This is a genomic window from Micromonospora sp. DH13 (assembly GCF_020873825.1).
Taxonomy (GTDB): Bacteria; Actinomycetota; Actinomycetes; order Mycobacteriales; family Micromonosporaceae; genus Micromonospora; species Micromonospora haikouensis.
This window is the reverse complement of the sequence record NZ_JAHWGR010000003.1, coordinates 52,327-77,955: the sequence shown is the minus strand read 5'-3', so window position 1 is coordinate 77,955 and position 25,629 is coordinate 52,327. Positions and strand designations below refer to the sequence as shown.

Annotated in this window: 25 protein-coding genes and 1 pseudogene; 14 read left to right on the top strand and 12 right to left on the bottom strand. The window is 74.4% G+C overall.

Annotated features, from left to right (window positions below; all coding sequences use genetic code 11):
• Positions 1–2: 2 nt before the first annotated feature.
• Positions 3–851 carry a GDSL-type esterase/lipase family protein gene (locus tag LPA42_RS03935; RefSeq protein ID WP_077937178.1) on the bottom strand — a complete coding sequence of 283 codons (849 nt, stop codon included), beginning with the start codon at positions 849–851 and terminating at the stop codon, positions 3–5.
• Positions 852–1,070: 219 nt separating this feature from the next.
• Here LPA42_RS03935 and LPA42_RS03930 point away from each other — a divergent pair, with 219 nt between their 5' ends.
• The 6 genes and pseudogenes from LPA42_RS03930 to LPA42_RS03905 form a co-directional block, all read left to right on the top strand.
• Positions 1,071–1,334 carry a DUF6343 family protein gene (locus LPA42_RS03930; protein WP_077937179.1) on the top strand — a complete coding sequence of 88 codons (264 nt, stop codon included), beginning with the start codon at positions 1,071–1,073 and terminating at the stop codon, positions 1,332–1,334.
• A 12-nt stretch (positions 1,335–1,346) separates the two neighbouring features.
• The gene (locus LPA42_RS03925; protein ID WP_077937180.1) at positions 1,347–2,759 is read left to right on the top strand and encodes an NADP-dependent succinic semialdehyde dehydrogenase; all 1,413 of its coding nucleotides are present in this window, start codon (positions 1,347–1,349) and stop codon (positions 2,757–2,759) included.
• Between the two features lie 31 nt (positions 2,760–2,790).
• A complete protein-coding gene (locus tag LPA42_RS03920) occupies positions 2,791–3,753 on the top strand; it encodes a TIGR03885 family FMN-dependent LLM class oxidoreductase (RefSeq protein ID WP_077937181.1) in 963 nt (320 codons plus the stop codon).
• Positions 3,754–3,790: 37 nt separating this feature from the next.
• The gene (locus LPA42_RS03915) at positions 3,791–5,365 is read left to right on the top strand and encodes a Na+/H+ antiporter (RefSeq protein ID WP_077937182.1); all 1,575 of its coding nucleotides are present in this window, start codon (positions 3,791–3,793) and stop codon (positions 5,363–5,365) included.
• On the top strand, positions 5,362–5,619 hold the full coding sequence (locus LPA42_RS03910) for a UBP-type zinc finger domain-containing protein (protein WP_077937183.1): 258 nt from the start codon (positions 5,362–5,364) through the stop codon (positions 5,617–5,619). The genes LPA42_RS03915 and LPA42_RS03910 overlap by 4 nt, the downstream gene beginning before the upstream one ends.
• Positions 5,620–5,754: 135 nt before the next feature.
• Positions 5,755–6,243: pseudogene (locus LPA42_RS03905) on the top strand (snapalysin family zinc-dependent metalloprotease); the annotation flags it as partial.
• A 172-nt stretch (positions 6,244–6,415) separates the two neighbouring features.
• Here LPA42_RS03905 and LPA42_RS03900 read toward each other — a convergent pair.
• Positions 6,416–9,037 carry a glycoside hydrolase family 9 protein gene (locus tag LPA42_RS03900; protein ID WP_077937185.1) on the bottom strand — a complete coding sequence of 874 codons (2,622 nt, stop codon included), beginning with the start codon at positions 9,035–9,037 and terminating at the stop codon, positions 6,416–6,418.
• A 208-nt stretch (positions 9,038–9,245) separates the two neighbouring features.
• Here LPA42_RS03900 and LPA42_RS03895 point away from each other — a divergent pair, with 208 nt between their 5' ends.
• Positions 9,246–9,974, top strand: a complete 729-nt coding sequence (locus LPA42_RS03895) for a PP2C family serine/threonine-protein phosphatase (protein ID WP_043962844.1) — start codon at positions 9,246–9,248, stop codon at positions 9,972–9,974.
• A 253-nt stretch (positions 9,975–10,227) separates the two neighbouring features.
• Here LPA42_RS03895 and hrpB read toward each other — a convergent pair whose 3' ends face one another.
• Genes hrpB through LPA42_RS03880 form a run of 3 tightly spaced genes read right to left on the bottom strand, consistent with a single transcriptional unit; the run spans position 10,228 to position 13,968 of the window.
• On the bottom strand, positions 10,228–12,855 hold the full coding sequence (hrpB, locus tag LPA42_RS03890) for an ATP-dependent helicase HrpB (protein ID WP_228986320.1): 2,628 nt from the start codon (positions 12,853–12,855) through the stop codon (positions 10,228–10,230).
• A 30-nt stretch (positions 12,856–12,885) separates the two neighbouring features.
• On the bottom strand, positions 12,886–13,086 hold the full coding sequence (locus tag LPA42_RS03885; RefSeq protein ID WP_077937186.1) for a DUF397 domain-containing protein: 201 nt from the start codon (positions 13,084–13,086) through the stop codon (positions 12,886–12,888).
• A gap of 39 nt (positions 13,087–13,125) precedes the next feature.
• Positions 13,126–13,968 (bottom strand): helix-turn-helix transcriptional regulator, encoded by an 843-nt coding sequence (locus tag LPA42_RS03880; RefSeq protein WP_043962847.1) that lies wholly within the window; start codon positions 13,966–13,968, stop codon positions 13,126–13,128.
• Between the two features lie 144 nt (positions 13,969–14,112).
• Between LPA42_RS03880 and LPA42_RS03875 the strand changes: the two genes are divergently transcribed.
• Genes LPA42_RS03875 through LPA42_RS03865 form a run of 3 tightly spaced genes read left to right on the top strand, consistent with a single transcriptional unit; the run spans position 14,113 to position 16,902 of the window.
• Positions 14,113–14,739, top strand: coding sequence for a GPP34 family phosphoprotein (locus LPA42_RS03875; protein WP_077937187.1), 627 nt, complete (start codon positions 14,113–14,115; stop codon positions 14,737–14,739).
• A gap of 43 nt (positions 14,740–14,782) precedes the next feature.
• A complete protein-coding gene (locus LPA42_RS03870) occupies positions 14,783–16,309 on the top strand; it encodes an APC family permease (protein WP_077937188.1) in 1,527 nt (508 codons plus the stop codon).
• The gene (locus tag LPA42_RS03865; RefSeq protein ID WP_077937189.1) at positions 16,306–16,902 is read left to right on the top strand and encodes an N-acetyltransferase; all 597 of its coding nucleotides are present in this window, start codon (positions 16,306–16,308) and stop codon (positions 16,900–16,902) included. Before LPA42_RS03870 ends, LPA42_RS03865 begins: the two co-directional genes overlap by 4 nt.
• Positions 16,903–16,971: 69 nt before the next feature.
• On the opposite strand, the gene LPA42_RS03860 is transcribed toward LPA42_RS03865, so the two are convergent.
• A complete protein-coding gene (locus LPA42_RS03860; protein WP_077937190.1) occupies positions 16,972–17,796 on the bottom strand; it encodes a SigB/SigF/SigG family RNA polymerase sigma factor in 825 nt (274 codons plus the stop codon).
• A gap of 299 nt (positions 17,797–18,095) precedes the next feature.
• Here LPA42_RS03860 and LPA42_RS03855 point away from each other — a divergent pair, with 299 nt between their 5' ends.
• Positions 18,096–18,806, top strand: coding sequence for a hypothetical protein (locus tag LPA42_RS03855; protein WP_077937191.1), 711 nt, complete (start codon positions 18,096–18,098; stop codon positions 18,804–18,806).
• On the opposite strand, the gene LPA42_RS03850 is transcribed toward LPA42_RS03855, so the two are convergent.
• The 3 genes from LPA42_RS03850 to LPA42_RS03840 all read right to left on the bottom strand — a co-directional run bounded on the left by LPA42_RS03850 (position 18,755) and on the right by LPA42_RS03840 (position 22,169).
• Positions 18,755–20,344, bottom strand: a complete 1,590-nt coding sequence (locus LPA42_RS03850) for a phospholipase D-like domain-containing protein (protein WP_077937192.1) — start codon at positions 20,342–20,344, stop codon at positions 18,755–18,757. The genes LPA42_RS03855 and LPA42_RS03850 overlap by 52 nt on opposite strands.
• 347 nt (positions 20,345–20,691) lie before the next feature.
• On the bottom strand, positions 20,692–21,678 hold the full coding sequence (locus LPA42_RS03845; RefSeq protein ID WP_077937193.1) for a pirin family protein: 987 nt from the start codon (positions 21,676–21,678) through the stop codon (positions 20,692–20,694).
• A gap of 11 nt (positions 21,679–21,689) precedes the next feature.
• Positions 21,690–22,169, bottom strand: coding sequence for a MarR family winged helix-turn-helix transcriptional regulator (locus tag LPA42_RS03840; RefSeq protein WP_077937194.1), 480 nt, complete (start codon positions 22,167–22,169; stop codon positions 21,690–21,692).
• A 147-nt stretch (positions 22,170–22,316) separates the two neighbouring features.
• On the opposite strand from LPA42_RS03840, the gene LPA42_RS03835 reads away from it, so the two are divergent.
• Positions 22,317–22,844 (top strand): GNAT family N-acetyltransferase, encoded by a 528-nt coding sequence (locus LPA42_RS03835; RefSeq protein WP_077937195.1) that lies wholly within the window; start codon positions 22,317–22,319, stop codon positions 22,842–22,844.
• A gap of 143 nt (positions 22,845–22,987) precedes the next feature.
• Here LPA42_RS03835 and LPA42_RS03830 read toward each other — a convergent pair whose 3' ends face one another.
• Positions 22,988–23,236, bottom strand: coding sequence for a flavin reductase (locus LPA42_RS03830; RefSeq protein ID WP_091280047.1), 249 nt, complete (start codon positions 23,234–23,236; stop codon positions 22,988–22,990).
• On the bottom strand, positions 23,236–23,652 hold the full coding sequence (locus tag LPA42_RS03825) for a hypothetical protein (protein ID WP_228986319.1): 417 nt from the start codon (positions 23,650–23,652) through the stop codon (positions 23,236–23,238). Before LPA42_RS03825 ends, LPA42_RS03830 begins: the two co-directional genes overlap by 1 nt.
• Before the next feature lie 121 nt (positions 23,653–23,773).
• On the opposite strand from LPA42_RS03825, the gene LPA42_RS03820 reads away from it, so the two are divergent.
• Together LPA42_RS03820 and LPA42_RS03815 are read left to right on the top strand one after the other, a co-directional pair.
• Positions 23,774–24,544 (top strand): helix-turn-helix transcriptional regulator, encoded by a 771-nt coding sequence (locus LPA42_RS03820; protein WP_077937197.1) that lies wholly within the window; start codon positions 23,774–23,776, stop codon positions 24,542–24,544.
• The gene (locus tag LPA42_RS03815) at positions 24,535–24,744 is read left to right on the top strand and encodes a DUF397 domain-containing protein (protein WP_077937198.1); all 210 of its coding nucleotides are present in this window, start codon (positions 24,535–24,537) and stop codon (positions 24,742–24,744) included. The genes LPA42_RS03820 and LPA42_RS03815 overlap by 10 nt, the downstream gene beginning before the upstream one ends.
• Positions 24,745–24,984: 240 nt before the next feature.
• Here the strand turns inward: LPA42_RS03815 and LPA42_RS03810 are convergent, their stop codons facing one another.
• Positions 24,985–25,572, bottom strand: coding sequence for a general stress protein (locus LPA42_RS03810; RefSeq protein ID WP_077937199.1), 588 nt, complete (start codon positions 25,570–25,572; stop codon positions 24,985–24,987).
• Positions 25,573–25,629: the final 57 nt, after the last annotated feature.

Genomic DNA, 25,629 nt, shown 5'->3' with positions numbered 1-25,629 from the left:
GGTCAGTCGAAGCCGGCGGCGCGCCAGGTCACGTCGGCCAGCCGACCCTGGCCGGCGACGTTGGGGTGGAACCAGTCCAGCGCGTTGACCAGGTCGAGGGTGAAGCGGACGCGGTGCACCGCCCCGCCGTCGTAGCGGCACCGCGAGCCGTACGCCCGGCAGGCCGACTTCAACTGGGCGTTGTACGCGTCGATGCGGTCCCGCACCTTCGCCCGGCGCGTCACGTCGGCGGGCGCGGTCGAGGTGGCGTTCGCCAGCAGCGCGGGGCACACCCCGTGCCCCCACGCCCGCACCGCCCGGGAGTCGGTGTGCCCGACCTCCCAGAGCCGGTACAGGTCGGGGACGCTGACCACCAGCACCCGCGCCTTGGGGCGGCCCTTGCGCAGCACCCGCAGGCCCTCGTCCACCTGCTTGCGGAACGTCGCCGCCGGGGTCATCGCGGCGACGTCGTCGCGGCACGCGTCGTTCGCGCCGATCAGCACCGTCACGTAGTCGGCGCGGTCGCGGACGGCCGCCTCGGCCTGCCCGGCCAGCGCCGCCGCCCGCGCGCCCGGCTTGGCGTGGTTGTGCGCCGCGCCGCGCAGCTTGGGGTTGCGGTCGAGCAGCCGCTGGTAGTGGCTGTCCACCCGCAGCCCGTCACCCGTGGACCAGGAGTTGCGCTCGCACGAGCTGAGCATCAGGCAGGAGCCGAAGCCGGTGCTGATCGAGTCGCCGAGGGCGGCCATGACGGCCGGCGTGCCCGGGACCGGTGACCCGCCCGAAGGTCGCGGGCCGGCCTCGCCGTCGCTCTCACAGGCGAGCGCGACCAGGGCCAGCAGGCAGGCGACGGCGGCGACCCAGCGTCGAGGCATCTTCCTCAGTCCCGCTTCCCCAGTGCTGCTTTCCTGTCGCGTTTCCTGTCGCGCGGCGGAGTGCGACAGCCAGCCAACCCTACGTGCGCCACCGGCGCGGCCGGTGGCCTGCTGTCGGCTTTCCGGCACTCGACGCCCCGGGCGTCCCCGCGTGTGGTAATCGGCTCGCCCGTGACCCGATGCCCGGTTAACCGGGCCGATCGGGGGTAGCCCGCAGGGATGACGAGATCGCAGCCCCGTCGCGCCCGCGGCACCGTGGGCCACGCGTACAGCGCGTTGAACCTCCGCCTCGTGCTCGCCGGCTTCGGGCTCGTGACCATGGTGATCTTCGCCGTGCTGGCGGTGTGGGCCGGCGTGGGGTGGCTCGGCGTCGTCTGCGCCGTCTTCGCCGTCGTCGCCGCGGTCGACCTGGTCGTCATCCAGCGCCGCCGTGCCGCGCGCCGCCGGGAATCCCCGGGCGCGCGGCACTCGCTGTTCGAGTGACAGGAGTACGAGATGTCCATCGCCACCACCAACCCCGCCACCGGACAGGTGCTCACGTCGTACGACCCCATGTCGGACGCCCAGCTCGACGCCGCCATCGAGCGGGCTGACCTGGCCTTCCACGACCTGCGCCGGACCACCGTCGCCCAGCGGGGCCGGTGGCTGACCGCCGCCGCCGACCTGCTCGACGCCGAGCGCGACGAGACCGCCCGGCTGATGACCACGGAGATGGGCAAGACGTACGCCGCCGCGCAGGCCGAGGTCACCAAGTGCGCCTCGGCGTGCCGGTTCTACGCCGCCCACGCCGAACGGATGCTCGCCGACGAGCCCGCCGACGCCCGCGCCGTCAAGGCCGCCCGCGCCTTCGTGCGCTACCAGCCGATCGGGCCGGTGCTGGCGGTGATGCCGTGGAACTTCCCGCTCTGGCAGGTGATGCGGTTCGCCGCGCCCGCCCTGATGGCCGGCAACACCGGCCTGCTCAAGCACGCCTCGAATGTGCCGCAGACCGCCCTCTACCTGGAGGACCTGTTCCGCCGCGCCGGCTTCGGCGAGGGCTGCTTCACGACGCTGCTCGTCGGCTCGGACGCCGTCGACCGGATCCTGAGCGACCCCCGGGTGCGCGCCGCGACCCTCACCGGCAGCGAGGGCGCCGGCCGGTCCATCGCCCAGATCGCCGGCCGGGAGCTGAAGAAGACCGTCCTGGAGCTGGGCGGCAGCGACCCGTTCGTGGTGATGCCGTCGGCCGACCTGGACCGCGCGGCCGAGGTCGCCACCACCGCCCGCTGCCAGAACAACGGGCAGTCCTGCATCGCCGCCAAGCGCTTCATCGTGCACACCGACGTCTTCGACGCGTTCGCGCAGCGGTTCGCGGCGAACATGGCCGCGCTGCGGGTCGGCGACCCGATGGACCCCGCCACCGACGTCGGCCCGCTGGCCAGCGAACGGGGCCGCGACGAGATCGACGCCCAGGTCCGCGACGCCGTCGAGCAGGGCGCCACCGTGCTCTGCGGCGGCGAGAAGCCGACCGGGCCGGGCTGGTTCTACCCGCCGACCGTGGTCACCGACCTGCGGCCGGAGATGCGGATGTGGTCGGAGGAGGTGTTCGGGCCGGTCGCGGGGCTGTTCCGGGTGTCGTCGTACGCCGAGGCGGTCGAGGTGGCCAACGGGACCGCCTTCGGCCTCGGCGCGAATGCCTGGACCACCGACCCGCAGGAGCAGGAGCGCTTCGCCACCGACCTGGACGCCGGCAACGTCTTCGTCAACGGGATGACGACCTCCTTCCCCGAGCTGCCCTTCGGCGGCGTGAAGAACTCCGGCTACGGCCGCGAGTTGTCCGCGCTGGGCATGCGCGAGTTCTGCAACACCAAGACCGTCTGGGTGGGCCGGGGCGAGGCGACGGCCGGCGCGGGGGCGCACGCCGAGTAAACGGGCGCCGGCGTGGGTAGGAGGTGCGCCCATGACGGTGTTCGGCTTCCACGCGTCCCACGAGCAGATCCACCCGGCCAGGCTGCTGGAGGCGGTGATCCACGCCGAGCGGGCCGGCTTCGACGCCGCCATGTCCTCGGACCACTTCTCCCCGTGGAGCGCCCGGCAGGGCGAGTCCGGGTTCGCCTGGTCCTGGCTGGGCGCGGCCCTCCAGGCCACCAACCTGCCCTTCGGCGTGGTCAACGCGCCGGGCCAGCGTTACCACCCGGCGATCATCGCGCAGGCCATCGGCACCCTCGGCGCGATGTACCCGGGCCGGTTCTGGGCGGCGCTGGGCACCGGCGAGGCCAGCAACGAGCACATCACCGGCGACCCGTGGCCCCGCAAGGACGTGCGCAACGCACGGCTGCGCGAGTGCGTCGACGTGATCCGGGCGCTGCTGGCCGGCGAGGAGGTCAGCCACGACGGCCTGGTCACGGTCGACCGGGCCAAGCTGTGGACCCGACCCGAGCAGCCGCCGGCCCTGATCGGCGCGGCCGTCAGCGCGGCCACCGCCCGCTGGTGCGCGCAGTGGGCCGACGGGCTGATCACCGTCAACGCCCCCACCGGCCACCTGCGCGAGATGATCGACGCCTACCGCGACGCCGGGGGCCGGGGCCCGCTGCACCTGCAGGTGCACGTGAGCTGGGCGCCCGAGCAGGCCGAGGCCGAGGCGATCGCGTACGACCAGTGGCGCAGCAACGTCTTCGCGCCGCCGATCTGCTGGGACCTGGAGACCGCCGAGCACTTCGACGTGGTCTCCGCCGACGTGCCGCTGGCGAAGGTCACCTCGACGGTCAACGTCTCGGCCGACCTCGGCCGGCACGTCGGCTGGCTCCAGGAGTACGTGGAGCTGGGCTTCGACCAGATCGCCCTGCACCACGTCGGGCAGCAGCAGCGGGCCTTCATCGACACGTTCGGCGCCCAGGTGCTGCCGAAACTGCGGGCCGCGTGATCGGTGCGCGCCGGATGGGGCCCTAGGCTCGTACCCCATGGAGCCCCTGTTCGAGGTCGTCGTCTTCCTCGCCATCGCGACGCTCGGCGCGGCGCTGGCCCGCAAGCTCGGGCTGCTCGCGCCGATCCTGCTCGTGGTGGTCGGCCTCGCGCTCTCCTTCGTGCCCGGCTTCCCCCAGGTGCGGCTCGAGCCGGACCTGGTGCTGGTGGGCATCCTGCCGCCGCTGCTCTACGTGGCGGCCCTGGAGACGTCGGTGCCGGCGTTCCGGCTCAACCTGCGGCCGATCCTGCTGCTCGCCGTCGGGCTGGTGATCTTCACGGCGTTCGCGGTGGGCCTCGTGGTGCACCTGCTGCTGCCGGCGGTGCCGTTCGCCGTCTGCCTGGCCCTCGGCGCGGTGGTCGCCCCGCCGGACGCGGTAGCGGCCACCGCCGTGGCCCGCCGGATCGGCCTGCCCCGCCGGGTGGTGACGATCCTGGAGGGCGAGAGCCTGATCAACGACGCCACCGCGCTGGTGCTGCTGCGGGTGGCCACGATGGCGACGATCGGCACGTCGGTCGGGGTCGGCGACGTGGCCTGGGAGGTGCTCGTGGCCACCGGCGGCGGCATCGTGATGGGCCTGCTCGGGGTGGTGGTCTTCGGGTTCCTGCACAAGCGGATCACCGACCCGCTGCTGGACAACGCGGTGTCCCTGATCGTGCCGTTCGCGGTGGTCTTCGCCGCCGAGGAGATCCACGCCTCCGGGGTCGTCGCCGTGGTGGTGACCGGCCTCGGGATCGGGCACAAGATGCCGCTGCTGATGTCGGCGGCCTCCCGGCTGCAGATCGGCGCGTTCTGGCGGCTGGTCCGGTTCCTGCTGGAGGGGCTGGTCTTCCTGCTGGTCGGCCTCCAGCTGCGCGAGGTGGTGCGGGACCTGGACGAGCCGCTGGGCTTCCTCGCCGCGATCACCGGCGCGGTGCTGGTCACCGTCTTCCTGACCCGGTTCGTGTGGCTCTTCCCGGCCACCTACCTGGCCCGCCTGGTGCCCCGGGTGCGGCAGCGGGACCCGGCCCCGTTGGCGAAGTTCCCCATCGTCATCGGCTGGGCCGGGATGCGGGGCGTGGTCACCCTGGCCGCCGCGCTGGCCCTGCCGCTGACCCTCGCCGAGGACCGCCCCTACCCCCGGCAGTTGTTCATCTGGCTGGCCTTCGCGGTGATCGTGGTGACGCTGGTCGGCCAGGGCGCGACGCTGCCGGCGGTGGCCCGCCGGCTGAAGCTGCCCCCGGACGACCCGGTGCAGGACGCGCTCTCGGCGGCGGGCGTGCAGCAGCAGGCCAGCCGGGCCGCCCGGGAGCGGCTCGACGAGCTGGCCGAGTCGGCGCCGACGGCGGTCGTGGAGCGGCTGCGCCGGGTGGCGCAGGAGCGCACCAACCTGGCGTGGGAGCGGCTGGGCGGCACCGAGCGGGAAACGCCGTCGCAGGCGTACGGTCGGCTGCGGCAGGAGATGATCGACGCGGAGCGGGAGGTGTTCCGGGCCGCCCGCGACTCCGGCCGGATACCGGAGGAGGTGCTGGTGCGGGCGTACCGCGACCTGGACCTGGAGGAGTCGCTGCTGCGGCGGGAGGAGGAGTCATGAGCTGCGAGCACCTGGCGGGGGCGGGCACGGCCGAGCCGGCCACCACGACGGAGTGCCCGGACTGCGTGACCGTCGGCAACGCCGACTGGGTGCACCTGCGGTCCTGCCTGACCTGCGGGCACGTGGGCTGCTGCGACTCGTCGGCATACCAGCACGCGTCGAAGCACTTCGCGGAGAGCGGGCACCCCGTGATGCGCTCGATCCAGCCGGGGGAGGCGTGGCGCTGGTGCTTCGTCGACGAGGAGATCGGCTGACCGGCCACCCGGGAGGGCGGGGCCGACGCGGCTCGTATGACGCAGCCGCTATGCGGGCGGATCGGCCAGGCTGGATCTATCATCGACGCACATCGATCGGGGCGGTGTTGCCGCCGTGACCTCCGAGGAGTGCGTGTGATCCGACGACACCTGCTGCGTACGGCCGGAGCCCTGGCCGCGACCGTCCTGGCCGCCGCCGGGGTGCTGGCCGCCACCGGCACCAGCGCTTCCGCCGTCCGCACCGTCTACTACGACGCGAGCCGGGCCGGCGAGTTCCGCACCAACTTCGACCAGGCCGCCCAGATCTGGAACAGCAACGTCAGCACCGTCCGGCTGCTGCCCGCCACCCCCGGCAACATCACCATCTACGTGGACAACGGCTGGCCCCGGGCGCAGACCACCTCGCTGGGCAACGGCCGGGTCTGGATGGGCTGGGAGGCGGTGAACGAGGGCTACAACCGCACCCGCATCGCCACCCACGAGATCGGCCACATCCTCGGCCTGCCCGACAAGCGCACCGGCCTCTGCTCCGACCTGATGTCGGGCAGCAGCGCGCCGGTGTCCTGCACCAACGCGACCCCCAGCGCCGCCGAGGCGTCCCGGGTCAACCAGCTCTTCGCCGGCGGCCTCGCCGCGACGACGGTGGTCGGGAAGACGTACGTCTGGAACGCCGACGACGCCGGCGGCGTCACCGCCGGGATGCAGGGCGTCGCCTGACCCGCAAGGCACCGCCTGCGGCCGGAACGCCGAAAGGGTGGCCCCCCGAACGGGAGGCCACCCTTTCCGGCTGGACGGGTCAGGACAGGGTGCAGGGCGCGCCGTTGACCGTGACCAGGCCCGGCGCGGGGTTCGCGCCGCCGCCGGTGGTGGCGTTGAAGCCGAAGGTCGTGGCGCCGCCCGGGTCGATCCGGGCGTTGTACGACTCGTTCTTCGCCGTCACGGTGGCCCCGGACTGGGTCACCTTCGCCATCCACGCCTCCCGCACCTTCTGGTCACCGGTGAAGGCGAACTTCGCGGTCCAGCCGTTCACGACGGCGGTGCCGGTGTTGCGGATGGTCACCTGGGCGGTGAACCCGGTGCCGCCGTGCCAGGTGCCGTAGTTGTCGTACGACACCGAGCAGGTGGGCACCGGCACGGCCGGCGCGTCGTCCTGGTCGGCGAGGAACGAGGCCAGCCAGGTCAGCGCCGAGTTCCAGTTGATCGCGATCTCGTTGGTCGAGTACGAGTTGATGTCGTCGACGTAGCAGAACATCGGCTTGCAGCCGGCGAGCAGGTTCGACGAGAACGGGTCCTGCAGGCCGGCGTTCGCGCCACCGGCGAGGGAGCCGGCGGGCGGGTTGGGCGAGGTGGGGTCGAACTGGTTGGCGTACATCCGGCTGTGCTGGTTGCGCGCGGTGTGCTCGCCCCACCCGGTCACGTACGAGATGTTGAGCGCGTTGCGGCCCAGCAGGTAGTCGGCCGCCTGCACGGCCCCGTCGCGGTACTTCGCATCGCGGGTCAGGTCGAAGGCGGTGCCCAGCACGACCGCGTTGTTGGTGATGTTGCCGTTGGCGCCCCAGAAGTAGCTGTTGGCGTCGCCGGGCATGGGCAGCCCGTACGCCTGGCCGGCGGCGATCTCCAGGTAGCGGTCGGCGGCGGCGGTCACCGAGGCGCGGACCCGGGTGCGCTCGGCGGCCGGCAGGCCGCTGGGGACGGTGGCCAGGTCGAGGCGGCCCAGCGCGGCGACGCCCTGCCAGCCGAAGCCCTGGTCGCCGAAGACGGCACCGGTGTGGTGCTTCGAGGCGGTCAGGTCGGTCAGGTACGCGGCCTCACCGGTGGTCAGGAACAGCTCGGCGGCGGCCCAGTAGAACTCGTCGCTGACGTCGGTGTCGTCGTACGTGCCGCCGCCGGTGCCGTCGGTGGGGCTGGCGTAGATCGCCGGGTGCGCCTTGGCGGCGGCGTACGCGGTCTTCGCGGCGGTGCCGCAGCGGGTGGCGAACGCCGCGTCGTACGGGGCGAACAGGCGGGCGCACTGGGCGGCGACGGCGGCCAGGTTGAGCGTGGCGGCCGTGGACGGCGGGTGCAGCTCGCGCGGCTGCGGGTCGGCGGCCGGGTCGAGCGGCAGGCCCGTCCAGTTCTTGTCGTGGATCTTGTGGTGGGCCATCCCGGCCAGCGGCTTGCCGGCCGGCACCTGCATGCGCAGCAGGAACTCCAGCTCCCAGCGGGCCTCGTCGAGGATGTCGGGCACGGCGTTGCCGCGCTCGGGCACCCGCAGCGTGCTGTCGGCCAGCCCCGCGCCGCCGTCGGCGGTGGCCGCCGTCTTGGTGCGCTCGAAGGTGTTCAGCAGCTGGTAGGTGGCGATGCCGCCGTTGACCACGTACTTGCCGTGGTCGCCCGCGTCGTACCAGCCGCCGCGCACGTCGAGGGAGTAGTCGCAGACCCCCGGCTGGCAGGGCACGCTGGTGTCGCCCTGGTTGGGGGCGACGCCGAGGTGACCGGCGGCGCGGGCGTACTCCTCGCCGACCAGGTCGCCGTCGATGGCGATGCCGCTGCGCTGGATGTAGAAGAACTGGAGGGCGTCGCTGCGCAGCTTGTCGTAGAGGGTGCCGGAGATGTCGAACGGGTGGCTGGTCTCGCCGTCGGCGACGAGCGTGTAGCCGGTGCCCGGCGTGCGGAACGACGAGAAGTCGACGGTCTGCACGTTCTGCCCGGACGCCTCGTCGACCCCGCGCGGCTTGCTCTGCCCGCTGGCCACGACCGCGCCGGCGGCGGAGCGCAGCTGCCAGGCGAACGGGGTGGTGGCCTCGGTGACCACGGTGGCGTTCTTCGGGCCGCCCGGCAGGTAGCCGACCTGGTTGACCCGCACCCGGGGCCCGGTGTCCGGCTCGTACGGCACCGGCGGCTCGCCGCCGCGCAGCGAGACGTTGTCGAGGCAGATGGTCTGCTCGGCGGCGGCACCGCCGACCTGGAAGATGATCTGCGCGCTCGGGTTGTCCTCGCTCGCGGTGAACGTCTTGGTGAAGTGCGCGCTGGTGCCGGTGGCGGCGGCGTCCACGCTGGCGTACTGCGTGTAGGGGGCGGCGCCGAGCTGGAGCACGGCCTTGACGTTCGCCCCGGGGGTGGCGGTGATGTCGAAGGACAGCTCGTACTCGGAGCCGCCGGTCAGCGGCACGGCGTCCTGCCCGATGCCGGCGTCCCAGGGGTTGGCCAGCCCGCCGTCGACGGTGGCGCAGAGCAGGCCGTCGGTCACCCCGAGCGGGCCGGTGCCGTAGGAGAACCAGGGGGAGACGCCCTCGCTGAAGTCGCCGTTCTTCAGCTGCTCGGGGGCGTCCGGGGGGACCTCGGCGTGGGCCACACCGGCGGTGGTGCCGGTGAGAGCCAGGGCGGTCGCCGCGGCGAGTGCCGCGAGGCGGCGTCGACGTCGTCGGGATGGCGTCACGGGGGATCCTTCCGGGGGACGGGGCTGCGCCGATGCTGGGAGCGCTCCCACTATCCGCCTGATATTTCCAGCGGGTGTCTGCCGTGTCAATTGAGGTGGCTGAATAAGATTGATCGGCCCGTCCCGCCGCGTGAGATTCGCCGCGCCACGCGGCGTCGTCGCGATCTCCTAGAGACAACTGCGCCCTCCAACTGGCAGGCTGCGTGCCATGACCCTGAAGCTGCGTTCCGTGGGGGCGAGCGACCGCGGGCTGATCCGCAGCGGCAACCAGGACGCCCTGCACTCCGGCACCTGGCTCGTCGCCGTCGCCGACGGCATGGGCGGGATGGCCGCCGGAGACCTGGCCAGCCGCATCGCGATCGACGCGGTCGGACCCCTGGACCTGGCCACACCCGAGGACGCCCTCGTCGCCGCCCTGCAGAGCGGCATCGAGCAGGCGACCGCGCGGATCGCCGAGGCCGTGCGCGAGGACCCCGAGCGGCAGGGCATGGGCACCACCCTGACAGCCCTGCTCTTCGCCCGCACCGGAAGCTGCCTCGCCCTGGCCCACGTCGGCGACTCCCGCGCCTACCTCTACCGGGAGGGGGTGCTCAAGCAGATCACCCGCGACGACACCTTCGTGCAGATGCTCGTCGACCAGGGCCTGATCACCCCCGACCAGGCCGCGAGCCACCCCCGCCGGGCCGTGGTCACCCAGGCGTTGCAGGGCGGCGAGGTCTCCCCGGCGTACGCGACCATGGTGCCCCGGGCCGGCGACCGCTGGCTGCTGTGCAGCGACGGCCTGTCCAACGTGGTACGTCCGGACACCCTCGCCGAGGTGCTGGCCGGGCACCCGGACCGCGACGAGTGCGCCCGGCGGCTGATCGACCTGGCGCTGCGCGCCGGCGGCCCCGACAACGTCACCGTCGTCATCGCCGACGTGGTCGCCGAGGACTGACCCACCGCCTGCCTGCTGGCCGCCGCCCGGGTGGCCGCCGCCCGCCCGGTTGGCCGTCGCCTGCCCGCCGCGCGCTCGCCGGCCGGGTGGCCGCCGCTGGCCGGGTGGCCGCCGCTGGCCGGGTGGCCGCCGCCATGTCGGCGACATCGCGGTGTCCGGGGCCTCGGGACACCCCCATGTCGCCGACATGGCGAGCCCGAGCCCGGCGGGGCCGGGCGGGCGGGGCCCGGGCCCCGAGCCCGGCGGGCCCGGGTCAGCGGCGGCGGGGGGCCGCCCGGCGGGTCGGCTCGGCCGTGGTCGGGTCCTCCGGCCAGGGGTGGCGGGGGTAGCGCCCGCGCAGCTCCGCGCGGACCTGCGGATAGCCCGTGCGCCAGAACGACGCCAGGTCGGCGGTGACCGCCACCGGCCGCCCGGCCGGGGAGAGCAGGTGCAGCAGCACCGGCACCCGGCCGCCGGCGACCCGGGGCGCGTCGGCCCAGCCGAACGTCTCCTGGAGCTTCACCGCGAGCACCGGGGCGGCCGGGTCGGCGTAGTCCACCCGGACCCGGGAGCCGCTGGGCACGGCGATCCGTTCCGGGGCCAGCTCGTCCAGCCGGGCCGCCAGCGACCAGGGCAGCAGCCGGCGCAGCGCGGCGACGACGTCGACCCGGGCCAGGTCGGCGCGGCGGCGGGCAGCGGCCAGCTCCGGGCCCAGCCAGTCGGCCGCGCCGGCCAGCAGCGCGTCGTCGGTCACGTCCGGCCAGTCCGGCCCGAGCGCGTGCCGGCAGAACGCCATCCGCTCGCGCAGCGCCCGCGCGGCCGGCGACCAGGTGAGCAGCGCCAGGCCGTCGCGGCGCAGCCCGTCGCGCAGCGCGGCGGCCACCAGCTCCGGCCCGGGGTGGGCCAGCGGCCGGGCGACCAGCTCGATCGCGCCGAGGCGGACCACCTCCCGGGCCACCACGTCCCCGCCGGACCAGGCCACCTCCCGCCCGGAGCGCAGCAGCGGCCCGCCGGCCTCCCGCGCCGTCGCCTCGTCCAGGCCGGCGGCCAGCCGCACCCGGGCGGTCGGCGCGCCGGGGGACCGGTCGGCCACCGCGACGGCCAGCCACGCCGTGCCGGCCAGCGCCGACCCCGGGGCCAGCTCCGCCGCGGTCCCGCCCGCCATCAGGTACGTCGACCCGCCGGCCCGCCGGAGGCGGGCCAACCGCTCCGGGTACGCCAGCCCGACCAGCAGCCCGGCGGCCAGCTCGTCGGGCAGCGGCCCCTCCGGCCGCTCCCGCCCCGGCGCGCCGTCGGCGCGGTCGCGCCCCGACGGCTGGCTGATCCGGTCCCGTCCGGGCGTGCCGTCGCGGCCGGGGGCGTCGGGGCGCGCCGAGGTCGTCGGGGCGGTCGCCCCGGTGGGCAGGGCGGCGCGCAGCCGGCGGGTCTCGGCGCGCCAGCGGGCGGTCGCCGCCGGGTCCGTGCCCGCCCGCAGCCGCCGCCACGCGGCGGTCAGGTCGTCGCCCGGCCCGGCGACGGTGTCGTCGGCGAGCAGCGCGACGACCTCGGCGGCCCGGTCCGCGCCGACCACCGGCGCGCCGTCCAGCAGCGCCCGGGCCAGCCGGGGGTGCGTCCCGGCCCCGGCGATGGCCCGCCCCCGGTCGGTGATCCGGCCCGCGGCGTCCAGCGCGCCGAGGGTGGTCAGGGTGTCCCGGGCGACCGTCATGGCGGCGGCCGGCGGCGGGTCCGGCAGGGCCAGCCCGGTGCCGTCCGGGTCGCCCCAGGCGGCCAGCTCCAGGGCGAAGCCGGTGAGGTCGGCGGTGGCGATCTCCGGCTCCGGCTGGGCGGCGAGCCGGGCGTGCGTCGCCTCCGACCAGCAGCGGTAGACGTGCCCGGGTGCCTCCCGGCCGGCGCGTCCGGCCCGCTGGGTCGCCGCCGCCCGGGACACCGGCACGGTGACCAGCGCCCCCAGCCCCCGGGACAGGTCCACCCGGGGCACCCGGGCCAGCCCGGCGTCGACCACCACCCGGACCCCGGGCACGGTCAGGCTGCTCTCCGCCACGGCGGTGGCCAGCACCACCCGCCGCCGGCCGGCGGGGCGCAGCGCCGCGTCCTGCTCGGCGGCGCGCAGCCGCCCGTGCAGCGGCAGCAGGTCCACGGTGCCCCGCAGGGCGGCCAGCCGACCGGTCACGGCGGCGATCTCGCCCACCCCTGGCAGGAAGACCAGCACGTCCCCGTCGTGCTGGGTGAGCGCCCGGCGCACGGTGGCCGCCACGTGGTCCAGCAGCGCCGAGTCGACCCGGCCGGAGGCGGTCACGGGGGCCGGGCGGGGCGGCGGGGCCCAGACCCGGGCCACCGGGTGCAGCGCCGCCTCCGCCCGCACCACCTCGGCCGGCGTGCCTCCGGTGCCGAGCAGCGCGGCGAAGCGGCCCGCGTCCGGGGTCGCCGACATGGCCAGCAGCCACAGGTCCGGGCGCAGCGCCTCGCGCGCCTGCGCGGTGAACGCCAGCGCCAGGTCGGCGTCGAGCTGCCGCTCGTGGCACTCGTCGAGCAGCACCGCGCCGACGCCGGGCAGCTCCGGATCGCGGTGCAGCCGGCGCACCAGCAGGCCGGTGGTGACCACCTCGACCCGGGTGGCGGCGCTGACCCGGCGCTCGCCGCGCACCGCGTACCCGACCCGGTCGCCGACCCGCTCGCCGAGCAGGGCGGCCATCCGGTGCGCCGCCGCGCGGGCGGCCACCCGGCGCGGCTGGGCGAGCACCACCCGGCCGGCGACCGCCCCGGCCACGGCCAGCGGGGCCAGGGTGGTCTTCCCCGTGCCGGGCGGTGCGACCAGGACCGCGCCGCCGGCCGCGCGCAGGGCGTCGAGCAGCGCCGGCAGCGCGGGGCGGACCGGCAGGTCGAGGGTTACGTCGGCGAGCACCGTCCTACTGTCGCACCGGCCCCCCGGGCGTCAGCGGGGGCGTACGGCGTCGAGGCCCGCGACGAACGCGCCCCACGCCTGCGGTGCGAAGACCAGCGCGGGGCCCCCACGGTCCTTGGAGTCGCGGACCGCGACCCGACCGTCGGCTGTGGCCACCTCGACGCAGTTGCCGTTGCCGCTGCTGCGGCTGCTGGTCCGCCAGGCCGCCCGGGACAGGTCGAGCGCGGTCATCCCCGTTACCTCGTCTTCTGCTGGCGTGCCGCGATGCGGTCACGCAAAGTTACGAGAAGCCTCCTCCAGGCGGGTCAACGAATCCGCCGGACTGAGCGCCATCCGGCACAGCTTCTCGTGCAACAGGCTATACCCGCGCACATGATCGGCTTCCTCCAGAGCCAGTCCCATCGTGAGGTTATCCAGGTAAACCACGGATGCGTCGGCGTCGTCGGAAAAGCCCAGGATGACGTAGGGAGTGGTCATCGCCGGGTGCCCGCCGGCCGCGAACGGAAGTACCTGCACCGTGACGTTCGGTAGTTGTGCGACGTGGTGGATGTGGGCCAGCTGCTCGGCCATCGCCGCCGGTTCGCCGACCGGTCGCAGCAGCACCGCCTCGTTGAGCACCACCGACAACTCGACGGGGTTCTCCCGGTGCAGCACGTCCTGCCGGCGCAGTCGGGCGGCGACCTTGCGCTCGATGCGTTCCTCCCCGGCGGTCAGCCGGTAGATCGCCCGGGCGTACGCCTCGGTCTGGAGCAGGCCGGGCACGGCCTCGGCCTCGTACGTGCGCAGCGACGCCGCCTCGGCCTCCAGCCCGACGTAGAACTCGAACCACTCGGGGAGGACGTCGCTGTAGTTCTGCCACCAGCCGCGCTGCTGCGCGCCCCGGGCGATCTCGATCAGCGCCTCGGCGTCGGCCCCGGTGACCTGGTAGAGGGCCAGGGCGGCCCGGACGTCGCGGGGCTTGATGCCGATCTGGGCGTTCTCGATGCGGGAGAGGTTGCTCTTGGACATGTCGAGCTGGCGGGCGGCGACGTCGAGGGTCATCCCGGAGCGCTCGCGCAGGTGGCGCAGCTCGCGGGCGATACGACGGCGGCGGACGGTCGGGCTGGCGGTCACCCTCCGAGTCTGTCACGCCAAGATCCCCAGGTCGTTCGGACACGGAGTGCAACTGTCGAAAGTGGGAGTTGCGTTGCAACCCGCTGACGTGCATCCTTTCACCCGGCGTCGATCAGTTGTGGACAATCCGTTCGGGAGGCTCGTGTGCTCACCGCCGACGAGTTCTATCTGATCGCCCACAACGACAGTCGGGGCAAGCCCAAGCTGCATCCCAGCGCGGCGGGCATCGGCCTGGCGGCGGCCCTGCTCGGCGAGTTGGTCCTGTTCGGACAGGTCACCGTCGCCGCCGGGAACGTGACCGTCGTCGACCGCCGCCCGCCCGCCGACGCCCTGGCCCACACCGTCCTGGACCAGTTGGTCGGCGAGTCCCAGCACCAGTCGGTGCGCACCTGGTTGAGCTTCCTCGGTCAGAGCGCGGCGACCTCGGTGGCGGAGCGGCTGGCCCGTGCCGGCGTGCTGCGCCGGCAGGAGACCCGCCGCCTGCTGCGCACCAGCGTCAGCTACGTCCCGGTCGACCTCAACGCGGTGGCCTGGCCGGCGACCCGGCTGCGGGCCCTGCTCGACCGGCCGGAGCCCCCGACCGTGCCGGACGCGCTGCTGCTCGGCCTGGTCTCCGCCGCCGGCCTCACCCGCGAGGTGCTGTGGAGTGCCGGCCCCCGCGCCCACCACCGGCTCAGTGTTCTCATCCCGGCGTTGCCCCCGCCCCTGAAGGAGCTCGTCGCGCACACCGAGGCCGCCGTCGGCGCGGCCGTGCTGCGCGGCATGCCCTGACGGCCGCCGGCCCCTCACCCCCCTCCTCGAACCGGAGCAGTCGATGCCCCCCACGACTACATTCGAACGACCGAGCAACGTCTCCGACGCCCTGGCCCGTGGCCGCCTCGGCGTGCCGTCGGTGATCTTCTTCGTGCTGTCGGCGGCCGCGCCGCTGACCGTGGTGGCCGGCGTGGTCACCACCGGCTACGCCGTCACCGGCGTCACCGGGATGCCGCTGGCCTTCCTGGTGGTCGGCGCGGTCCTCGCCCTCTTCTCCGTCGGGTACGTGGCGATGGCCCGCCGGGTGGAGAACGCCGGGGCGTTCTACGCGTACGTCTCGCGGGGGCTGGGCCGCCCGGCCGGCGTCGGCGCGGCGTGGGTCGCCCTGCTGGCGTACAACGCGCTCCAGGTCGGGTTGTACGGCGCGGTCGGCGCGGCGGCGACGCCGGTGCTGGAGCGGCTGTTCGGCGCGTCACCGGCCTGGTGGGTGGTGGCCCTGGTCGCGTGGGCCCTGGTCGCCGTGCTCGGCCTGCTGCGGGTCGACGTCAACGGCATGGTCCTGGCGGTGCTGCTGGTCGCCGAGATCGCGGTGATCCTCGTGTTCGACCTCGGGCAGCTCGGCCACCCGGCCGGCGGCTCGGTGAGCCTCGCCGCGCTGTCCCCGGACAGCCTGCTCGTCCCGGGGGCCGGCGCGCTGCTGGTGCTCGCCATGACCGGCTTCGTCGGCTTCGAGTCCTCCGTGGTGTTCAGCGAGGAGAGCAAGGACCCCCGGCGCACGGTCCCGATGGCCACCTACCTGTCGGTGGCGATCATCGCCGGGCTCTACGCCCTGTCGTCGTGGGCGATGACCGTGGCCGTCGGGCCGGACCGGATCTCGGCGCAGGCCGGCGAGCAGAGCGTCGAGCTGATCTTCAACCTGGCCGGGGCGCACCTCGGCGACACCGCCGTCACCATCGGCCAGGCGCTGTTCATGACCTCCGTGCTGGCCGCGATGATCTCGTTCCACAACACCACCGCCCGGTACGCGTTCGCGCTCGGCCGGGAGCGGGTGCTGCCGGCGGCGTTCGGGCAGACCTCGCCGCGCACCGGCTCGCCCCGGGTGGCCTCGCTCGCGCAGAGCGTGCTGGGCCTGCTGGTGATCGTGCTGTACGCGGTCAACGGCTGGGACCCGGTGCTCCAGCTCTTCTACTACGCCGGCTCCGGCGGCGGGTTCGGCGTGCTGCTGCTGATCGCCACCACGTCGATCGCGGTGATGGCCTACTTCGCCCGCACCCGGGCGCAGGAGAACCTGTGGCGGCGGCTGATCGCCCCGGGACTGGCCGCCGTGGCGCTGGTCGCCATCATCACGGTGGCGGTGGACAACTTCGCCATTCTGCTCGGCGTCGCCCCCGACTCCGCGCTGCGCTGGGCCGTCCCGGCCGCGTACCCGGTGGCCGCGCTGGTCGGCGTGCTCTGGGCGCTGGTGCTGCGCAACAGCCGGCCCGACGTCTACGCCCGGATCGGGCTGGGCGCGGAGAGCGCCACGCTGCTGGCCGCCCAGGGCTTCGACGGCGAGCCGGCCCGCGTGGGCGCGGGGGCGCACAGGTGAGCGACGTACGCATCGAGCGGCTCGGCCCGGCGGAGACCCGGCTGGTGGCCGAGCGGATCGCCGAGGCGTTCCTGGTGCTGCCGGCGACCCACTGGCTCGTGCCGGACGCCACGCGCCGCCGGGCCGTGCTGGCCGACAACTTCGAGATCCTGGTGGGCCACGCCATGGCGCACGGCCAGGTGCACGCCACGGCCGACCGGGCGGGGGTCGCGGTGTGGTTCCCGCAGACCGGCGACGACGTCCCACCACCGGCGGACTACGACGCCCGGCTGGCCGCCGCGTGCGGCGCGTGGGTCGACCGGTTCCGCCACCTCGACGACCTGTTCGCCGCCAGCCACCCGCACGACGGGCACCACCACCTGGCGTTCCTCGCGGTCACGCCCGACCGGCAGGGGCGGGGGATCGGCTCGGCGCTGCTGCGCCACCACCACGCCTGGCTGGACGCCAACGGCGTGCCCGGCTATCTGGAGGCGAGCAGCGAGATCGGCCGGGACCTGTACGCCCGGCACGGCTACCGGCCCCGGGAGGTCTTCCGGCTGCCGGACGGCACCCCGTTCTTCCCGATGTGGCGGGAGCCGGCGACGACCGGCTGAGGGAACCGACACGCGAGGGGGCCCGGCGCACGCGCGCGCCGGGCCCCCTCGTCTTTCGTGCGGGCGGGCCTAGTAGGTGCCGTCGAGCTGGCCCCGCAGCTTGGTCAGCGCCCGGGCGAGCAGCCGGGACACGTGCATCTGCGAGACGCCGATCTGCTCGGCGATCTGCGACTGGGTCAGGTTGCCGTAGAAGCGCAGCGTGAGGATCTTCTGCTCGCGCTCGTCGAGCGTGGCGAGCGCCGGGCCGAGGGCGACCCGCAGCTCGGCCAGCTCGAACTCGTTGTCCTCGCCGCCGAGCATGTCGCCCAGCTCGGTGGCCCGGTCGCCGTCGCCGGTCGGGGTGGACAACGACACCGCGTTGTAGGCGCGGGCGCCCTCCAGGCCCTCCAGGACCTCTTCCTCGGTGAGCTTGAGGTGGGCGGCGATGTCGGCGACCGTGGGGGAGCGGCCCAGCGTCTGGAGCAGGGAGCTGTTGGCGTCGGAGATCGCCAGGCGCAGCTCCTGGAGGCGACGCGGGACGCGGATGTCCCAGGTGCGGTCGCGGAAGTGCCGCTTGAGCTCGCCGATGATGGTCGGGATGGCGTAGCCGGCGAAGTCGACGCCGCGCGACGGGTCGAACTTGTCGATGGCCTTGATCAGGCCGACGGCGGCGGTCTGCGCGAGGTCGTCGGTCGGCTCGCCCCGCCCGCTGTAGCGGTGGGCGAGGTGGTTGGCCAGGGGCAGCCAGGCCTCGATCGCCCGGTCCCGCATCGCGGCGCGCGACGGGTGGTTGGCGGGCAGTGCCGCCATCGCGTTGAGCAGATCGGCGGCGCTGTCGGTGAGCGCACGCGGGTCGAGCTTGGCCGTGGTCTCCGGCGCTGTGGTCGTCTGCTCGCTGGTCGTTGGCGCGGTCATGGGTGGTCCTCCCTGCACCTCGTCCGCGGATAAAAGACGTGACGCTTTGGTTTAGCTTCAGATGGGCCGTTCGGGACTCACCTTAGCCTGATCGGCTCCCAGAAATCTAGCCGAAAGTACGATGTACTTAAGGTGTGTTCGAGGACGAAACCCCCAAAAAGGGCAGCGACGTACGAATCTGTGATCGTGATTACCGGTTCCCGGTCGGTTATGGGTCCGAACTGTCGGCTTTCCGTCGTTGTCCCGCGCGCGGGACGGCCCGTAGCGTCGCGGGGAACCTTCCCCCGCCCGGAGGCGCCGTGCTCGACCCCGCCGACCCGCACCTCGTCGTGCACAGCCGCATGGTCTACCTCTGCTGGCTGCCGGCGGCCCCGGACGCGGTCGTCGCCCTACTGCCGGCCGGCCTGCGCGCCGGGGCGGACCCCCACGTCTTCATGAACCAGTACGTGGTCGACGACGAGACCCAGACCTCCGGCCTCGGCGCGTACTCGCTGACCTACCTCGGCATCTGCGTCGCCGGCCTGGGCGCCCCGGGCGGCTGGTGGACGCACTACCTCTGCTCCAGCCCCCGGATGCGCGGCTACGCCGCCGCGCGCGGCGCACCCGTCGGGGCCGGGCACACCTGGCTGGAGCGGCGCGGCGACACGCTGGTGGCGCAGACCGAGGTCGACGGCGTCCCGCTGATCCGCACCCGCGTCCACGTCGGCCACACCGGTCACCTCATCCGCAGCGGCCACCACCGCTACGTGACCGCCCGCGACGGCGAGCTGACCGGCGGCGTCCACCCGTACGTGGCCGAACCGGTGACGCCGTTCGAGGTGGAGTCCGTCGACTTCCTCGACCCCGACCACCCCGTCCACGCGTTGCGCCCGGCGAACCCGCTGACCATCACGGAGGGCTTCTACTCGCCGCGCGCCTCCTTCGCGTACCCGGGCGGGACGGGCGGGTACGCGCCTGCTCACCAGGTGCCGGAGCGGCGCGCCCGCAGCGGCCTGCCGTCCGGGTCGTAGACCAGCCGGTACGCCGGCAGCGCCCAGGCCCGGGTGTACCACGGCAGCCGCTCGGGGCGGTGCGGGCGCAGCCGGCCCGGCGGGCGCGGGCCCACCCGCCCCGCGTCGTGCCAGCGCTGCAGCGCGTCGGCCGCCGAGGTGATCGCCCGCACCGCCGAGGCCGGGTCGAGCAGGTCGGCGTCCTCGCCGCCGTCCGGGTCCCGGTCCAGGTGCTCGCGCCACAGCCGCAGCCGCAGGTCCCGGGCGAAGCGGCGGGCCCCGTCGCCCAGCCCGGCCGGGTCCAGCGGGGCGCGGTCGTCCCGGGTCTCGTCGAGCACCGCGCAGGACAGCTCGCTGTCGTGGGTCCAGGAGCGGCGGTTGAAGTTGTCGCTGCCGACGCTGGCCCACACGTCGTCGACCACGCACACCTTGGCGTGCACGTAGACCGGGTCGCCCGCATGGTTCTCCACGTCGAAGACGTGCACCCGGTCGGGCGCGGCCTTCCCGCACAACGCCAGCGCCTGCTCCCGCCCCACCAGGTTCGGCGGCAGCGCGAACCGGCCGTCGACGTCGGGGTGCCGGGGGACCACGGCCACCAGGTGCAGCTCCGGGTTGTCCCGCAGCGCCCGGGCGAACAGGTCGGCCACCTCGGTCGACCAGAGGTACTGGTCCTCCAGGTAGATCAGCCGGCGGGCCCGGCGTACCGCCTTGGTGTAGCCGCGCGCCACCGTCCGCTCGCCGTCGGGGGCGAAGGAGTAGCGCGGGCGCACCGCCGGATAGGTGCGCAGCACCTGGATCCGGTGCGGCCCGCACGGCGGCGGGTCGGCCGGCTGGTCGGGCAGCGGGTCCGGGCGCAGGTCCGACCCGCGCAGCCGGTCCCGCAGGTAGGCCAGGGGGTTCTCCGAGTCCAGCGGCATCGGGTCGGTCCACCGCTCGCGGAACGTGGTGTCCAGCGCGCCGACCACCGGCCCGCGCAGCGCGAGCTGCACGTCGTGCCAGGGCGGGTGGTCGCCGTACCGGGGCGACATGAGCACGGCCTGCCGGTCGCCGCGGTGCTCGGCGTCGTCGCGGCGGCTGTGGCACAGGTCGATCCCACCGGCGAAGGCGACGTCGCGTTCCGGGTCCCCGGGATGGCGCAGCACGACGAGCTTCTGGTGGTGCGAGCCGCCCCGGCGGACCCGCTGGTCGAGCAGCACCTCGCCGCCGGCCGCGCAGATCGTCTCGCTGAGGCTGCGGTTCTCCGCCTCGCTGAACGACAGGGCGTCGAGGTGCGAGCGCCACAGCAGGCCCTTGACCACCACCCCGCGCTGGGCGGCCCGGCTGAACAACTGGGCGACGGTCGGGCCGTCCGGGCGCATCAGCTCGTCGGGGTCGCCGCGCCAGTCGGTGAAGAACAGATGGTCGCCGGCCCGCAGCGCCTCCACCTCGCTGACCAGCCGGTCAAAGTAGGCCGAGCCGTGAATCAGCGGCTCGGCGAGGTTTCCGGTCGTCCAGACGGGTATCCGTGAGACCGGGTTGGCGCGTTCGGCCGCGGTGAGGAACCAGTCCCGCATCGGCACGCTCCAGCTCCCGAGGTCGACAACGTCCTCACCGTAGGACCCCCGCGCCGGGTCCGCACGCCGACCGGCACCCCCGGTGACCTGGCCGACGATCCGCGCGGAGCCACATCCGAGAAAGCGAAGCGCACACCGAGGAGGCCGCACGATGCCCGCCGAGCCGACCGATGTCATGACCGAGCAGCACGAACAGCCGGTGGAGGGCGAGCGGGGGGCGCTCGTCGCCGTGTTGGTGATGGTGCTGCTGGGGGTGGCGGGGATCTTCGCGGTCTCCTGACCGGCAGCCAATTTCGGGTACGCCGAAGGGCGTCACCGGGGACGAACCCCGGTGACGCCCGGCACGGCCCGCGTCAGGGGCGCTCGCCCTGCCCGCCGGTGTGCGGCAGCCGCTCCGCCGGGACCACCCCGAGCCGCCCGGCCTGGAAGTCCTCGAACGCCTGGATCAGCTCGTCCCGGGTGTTCATCACGAACGGCCCGTAATGGGCCACGGGCTCCCGGATGGGCTGCCCGCCCATGATGTAGAGCTCCAGGGCGGGAGCGTTCGAGTCCTGCGTCGCGTCGGCGGTCACCCGCAGCGCGTCGCCCGGACCGTGGACGGCGAGCTGCCCGGTGTGGAACGGCCGGCGCTCGGTGCCGACCGTGCCGCGCCCGGCGAGCACGTAGACCAGGGCGTTGAAGTCGGCCCGCCAGGGCAGGCTCAGCTCGGCCCCGGGCTGCACCGTCACATGGGCGATGGTGATCGGGGTGTGCGTCGAGCCCGGCCCCTGGTGCCCGGCGACCTCACCGGCGATGACCCGGATCAGCGCCCCGCCGTCCGGCGTGGTGAGCAGCGCCGACTCCTTGCCGCGGATGTCCTGGTAGCGCGGCGGCTTCATCTTCGCCACCCTCGGCAGGTTGACCCAGAGCTGGAGGCCGTGGAACAGGCCGCCGCTGACCACCAGGTGCTCCGGCGGGGCCTCGATGTGCAGCAGGCCGCTGCCGGCCGTCATCCACTGGGTGTCGCCGTCGGTGATCGTGCCGCCGCCGCCGAGCGTGTCCTGGTGGTCCATGATCCCGTCGATCATGTAGGTCACCGTCTCGAAGCCCCGGTGCGGGTGCCACGGGGTGCCCTTCGGCTCGCCCGGGGCATAGTCGACCTCGCCCATCTGGTCGAGGTGGATGAACGGGTCCAGCTCGTGCATCGGCACCCCGGCGAAGGCCCGGCGGACGGGGAAGCCCTCGCCCTCGTAGCCGCTGGGGGCGGTGGTCAGCTTGCGGACCGGGCGGTAGCGGGTGGACTCGTCGAGCCGGGGCAGGCGGGGCAGGACAAGAACGTCGTCGACCGTGATGGCGGGCATCTCGAACTCCTTTACTCGCTGAGGGTGGACGAGGCGTCGCGGTCGGCGCGCAGCCGCCGGCCGAGGCGTTCGAAGACCCGGGTCAGGCAGGCGACCTCGGCGTCGTCGAGGTCGTCCATCAGGTGGGCGCGCACGGAGCGCAGGTGGTGCGGCGCGGCCTCGCGCAGCGCCAGCAGCCCGGCGGCGGTGAGCACCGCCTCGCTGCCGCGCCCGTCCTCGGCGCACGACTGCCGGGCCACCAGGCCGCGCTTCTGCATGGTGGTGATCTGGTACGTCAGCCGGCTGGGCGAGAAGACCAGTCGACCGGCCAGCTCGCCCATGCGCAGCCGCTGCCCCGGCGCCTCGGAGAGCAGCACCAGCACGTGGTAGTCGGCGAAGCTCAGCTCGCTGTCGGCCCGCAGGTCGTCCTCGATCTGGGTGAACAGCCGCTGGCTCGACTCGATGTAGGCCCGCCAGCAGGCCATCCGCTCGCTGTCCAGGCTCTCCGTCATGCCGCAACAGTAGCACTCTTTCAAATTTTGACAAGTGCTCTGAGTTGGGGGTGAGCTGCGCTACTTTCCGTGCCTGTAGGACCTCGCTTCGGATTTGAAGGAGAAACGTCCGGCGGCCCCGGGCGGGGGCTGACAGACTGCTGGACCATGGACGACGTACGCTTGGCCGCCCCCGGGGTGCTGCTGCGCCCCTGGCGCGCGGCCGACGCCCCCGCGGTGCTGGCCGCCCTGCGCGACCCGGCCGTGACGACCTGGAACCCGCAGGGCGACATGGACGAGGCGCGGGCGCGCGAGTGGGTGCGCCGCCGGGCCGACTGGTCCGCCGGGGACCACGCCTCCCTCGCCGTCGCCGACCCCGGCGACACCGCGCTGCTCGGCTCGGTGTCGCTGAGCGGCATCGGCGGCGGCCACGCCAACATCGGCTACTGGACCGCCCCCGCCGCCCGGGGGCGGGGCGTGGCCACCGCCGCCGTCCGGCGGCTCACCGGCTGGGGCTTCGCCATGCTCGGCCTGCACCGCGTCGAGCTGTTCCACGCGGTGGCCAACCCCGCCTCCTGCCGGGTCGCCGAACGGGCGGGCTACCCCCTCGAGGGCACCCTGCGCGAGTCGCACCGCTACGGCGACGGCCGCCGCCACGACGAGCACCTGCACGCCCGTCTGGCCACCGACCCCTGACCGACCCACCCGGGGGCCACCCCGCCGGGGGTGAGCTGGGCGGGTGGCCGGCTCATGTCGGGCAGGTGGGGGTGTCCCGGGGGTCCGGATGCCCCCATGTCGCCGACATGGAGTCGATCATCGCCGGGGCGGGCCAGGATCGGTCAGGGGCGGGCGCGGGCCCAGGTGAGGAAGCGGTCGGTCAGGTCGCCGGGCGGGGTGGCCGGGTGCAGGGCGGTCAGGTGCTCCCTCGCCTCCTCCCGCAGCACCGCGAGGTAGACCAGCAGCGAGGTGCGGTCGCCCCGGTATTCGGACAGCAGCGACAGTCGGGCCGCGCCGCAGGGCCACGGGGCGCCGCAGCGCCCGCACAGCCACACGGGGCGTACCGGCAGGTGGGGGCGCGGGCGCGGCATCAGCGGTACCGCAGCGCGACGGCGCGCGCCTCCTCGTCGGTGACCGGCAGGAACCACAGGAAACGTCGGACGATCTCCGGCGGGGTCGGCCCGTCGGGGTGCCCCCGCAGGTCGCGGATCGCCGGGCGGAGGAACAGGGTGAACGCCGCCAGCAGGACGGCGCGCAGGTTGTCGTCCAGGGGCAGGGCCCGCCAGGTCGGGCAGGGGAACGGCTCGCCATCGTGCGTGCACCGCCAGGCGGGCCGCCCCGCGCAGTGCAGCTCCAGGTCGACCGGCACGTCAGTGGGGCGCACCGCAGACGCCGCCTTCTCCGCGTCGAGCCGTTCTGGCTTTCCCGCGTCGAGCCGCTCTGGCTTTCCCGCGTCGAGCTGTTCTGGCGCGACCGACCCCGGCTCGCGTCCTGTGTGGTGTGTCATGGCGTCTCCCGGTCCCGTCGATCCGCGCCCTTCGACACCCCAACTTGCCGTGTGTAAGCGGACACGAACAGCCCGTGCTGGCTATGGTGCCCAGACATCCCACACGACCACGGGGGAGACCATGAACGATGCGTTGCGCCTCGCTCTGCGCGACAGCGGGCACTCGATCGAGTCGCTCGCCGCCCGGCTGGGCGTCGACCGCAAGACCGTCGCCCGGTGGCTGAACGAGGACCGCATACCCCACGCCCGGCACCGGCTGGCGGCGGCCGAGGCGCTCGGCCAGCCCATTCGGGACATCTGGCCGGACACGTCGAGACGTCGTTACCCCATGGCGTGGTTCCGGCCGTGGCAGGAGCTGGAGCGGGAGGCGGTGTCGCTGCGATCGTACGAGTCGATGGTGGTGCCGGGCCTGCTCCAGACGGAGGCCTACGCCCGCGCGGTGCTCGGCGGCGCGGGCCTGATCGCCCCGGGCGACGTCGAGCAGCACCTCGCCAACCGGCTGGCCCGCCAGGAGATCCTGCGCCGCGACGACCCGCCCCGCCTCACGGCGGTCATCGACGAGGGGGCGCTGCGCCGCCCCGTCGGCGGGCCGGAGACGATGCGCGGGCAGCTGGAGGCCCTGGTGGCGGTCTGCGCGGCCCCGCACGTCCGCGTGCACGTCGTGCCGGCGACGGTCGGCGCGTACGCTGGGCTCAACGGTCCGTTCGTGCTCGCGGTGGGGCCGGAGCTGCGGACGGCGGGCTATGTGGACACCCAGCTCGACGGGCAGCTCGTCACCGACCCGGAGGACATCGCGGCCCTGCTGACCGTCTGGGAGAACGTGCGCGGCGAGGCGCTCTCCCACTGGCAATCGGCCGACCTACTCGGGGAGATGGCGAAAGCATGGACCTGACTGGCGCGCGGTGGCGCACGAGCACCCGCAGCAGCGGCAACGGCGGCAACTGCGTCGAGGTCGCCGACAACCTGCCCGGCGTGGTGCTGGTGCGGGACAGCAAGGACCGGGCCGGCGCGACGCTCACCTTCGCGCCCGCCGCGTGGCGCGGCTTCGTCGCGCGGGCGGGTTCGGTCGCGCGGGCGGGGTGCGCCGGCTGACCCGGCCTGCCCCGCTCCACCCGGCCTCGGCCTCGGCCTGCCCCGGGCCGGCGCGTCATGTCGCCGACATGGAGTCGATCACGGGCGGGGCGGCCTGCCAGCCGCCGGCCCCGCCCCGGACACCGGCCTGGCGGGCGGACGCCGGCCCGCCGGACGCCGGTCCGCCCCCGGACGCCGGGCGGCCCCGGGGGAGTCCCCGGGGCCGCCGGTGGGCGGTCAGGTCACCGCTCAGGTCACCGCTCAGCGGGCGGTCGCGCCCGTCGGCGTCATGTGCATCCGGCCCAGCAGCTGCCGGGCCTGGTCGGCCACGCCGGCGTCCACGGTGACCGCGTACTGGGCGGCGCGCAGCGAACTCGCCGAGGTGAAGTCGCGTTGGCCGCCGCTCATCGCGTGCGCCACCGCGCCGAACACGGCACCCCAGATCGCGCCGATCACCAGCCCGACCAGGATCACCGCGATCCAGCTTCCGGCGGTGAAGATGCCGAACAGCAGGCCGATGAACAGGCCGAACCAGGCGCCCGTGCCCGCGCCGATCAGGGCCGCGCGGCCCGTGGTCAGCCGGCCGAGCACCGTCTCGACGAGGGTCAGGTTCGTCCCCACGATGGCGGTGTGCTCCACCGGGAACCGGTTGTCGGCCAGATAGTCCACCACCCGCTGGGCGGACGGATAGTCCGGGTACGTGCCGATCGTCACCGTCGGCGGGCCCATCTGCGGGCCGTGGCCGTCGCCACCGGGCGCGGCGGGTCGGCCCGCCGGGCCGTACGGGAGGTTGTTCGCGCCCGGCATTCCGGGTTGCCAGGCCGCAGTCGAAGTCGTGGGTCTGGTCATCGTGTCCTCCTTCGTCGACCACCCGCCTTCCCCCGGCCGGCGAGCGGTAACGTCGCC

Coding starts and splice junctions, on each gene's coding strand:
- LPA42_RS03935 (WP_077937178.1), bottom strand. CDS start 851: ATGCCTCGACGCTGGGTCGCCGCCGTCGCCTGCCTGCTGGCCCTGGTC.
- LPA42_RS03930 (WP_077937179.1), top strand. CDS start 1,071: ATGACGAGATCGCAGCCCCGTCGCGCCCGCGGCACCGTGGGCCACGCG.
- LPA42_RS03925 (WP_077937180.1), top strand. CDS start 1,347: ATGTCCATCGCCACCACCAACCCCGCCACCGGACAGGTGCTCACGTCG.
- LPA42_RS03920 (WP_077937181.1), top strand. CDS start 2,791: ATGACGGTGTTCGGCTTCCACGCGTCCCACGAGCAGATCCACCCGGCC.
- LPA42_RS03915 (WP_077937182.1), top strand. CDS start 3,791: ATGGAGCCCCTGTTCGAGGTCGTCGTCTTCCTCGCCATCGCGACGCTC.
- LPA42_RS03910 (WP_077937183.1), top strand. CDS start 5,362: ATGAGCTGCGAGCACCTGGCGGGGGCGGGCACGGCCGAGCCGGCCACC.
- LPA42_RS03895 (WP_043962844.1), top strand. CDS start 9,246: ATGACCCTGAAGCTGCGTTCCGTGGGGGCGAGCGACCGCGGGCTGATC.
- LPA42_RS03885 (WP_077937186.1), bottom strand. CDS start 13,086: ATGACCGCGCTCGACCTGTCCCGGGCGGCCTGGCGGACCAGCAGCCGC.
- LPA42_RS03870 (WP_077937188.1), top strand. CDS start 14,783: ATGCCCCCCACGACTACATTCGAACGACCGAGCAACGTCTCCGACGCC.
- LPA42_RS03860 (WP_077937190.1), bottom strand. CDS start 17,796: ATGACCGCGCCAACGACCAGCGAGCAGACGACCACAGCGCCGGAGACC.
- LPA42_RS03845 (WP_077937193.1), bottom strand. CDS start 21,678: ATGCCCGCCATCACGGTCGACGACGTTCTTGTCCTGCCCCGCCTGCCC.
- LPA42_RS03840 (WP_077937194.1), bottom strand. CDS start 22,169: ATGACGGAGAGCCTGGACAGCGAGCGGATGGCCTGCTGGCGGGCCTAC.
- LPA42_RS03835 (WP_077937195.1), top strand. CDS start 22,317: ATGGACGACGTACGCTTGGCCGCCCCCGGGGTGCTGCTGCGCCCCTGG.
- LPA42_RS03830 (WP_091280047.1), bottom strand. CDS start 23,236: ATGCCGCGCCCGCGCCCCCACCTGCCGGTACGCCCCGTGTGGCTGTGC.
- LPA42_RS03825 (WP_228986319.1), bottom strand. CDS start 23,652: ATGACACACCACACAGGACGCGAGCCGGGGTCGGTCGCGCCAGAACAG.
- LPA42_RS03820 (WP_077937197.1), top strand. CDS start 23,774: ATGAACGATGCGTTGCGCCTCGCTCTGCGCGACAGCGGGCACTCGATC.
- LPA42_RS03815 (WP_077937198.1), top strand. CDS start 24,535: ATGGACCTGACTGGCGCGCGGTGGCGCACGAGCACCCGCAGCAGCGGC.
- LPA42_RS03810 (WP_077937199.1), bottom strand. CDS start 25,572: ATGACCAGACCCACGACTTCGACTGCGGCCTGGCAACCCGGAATGCCG.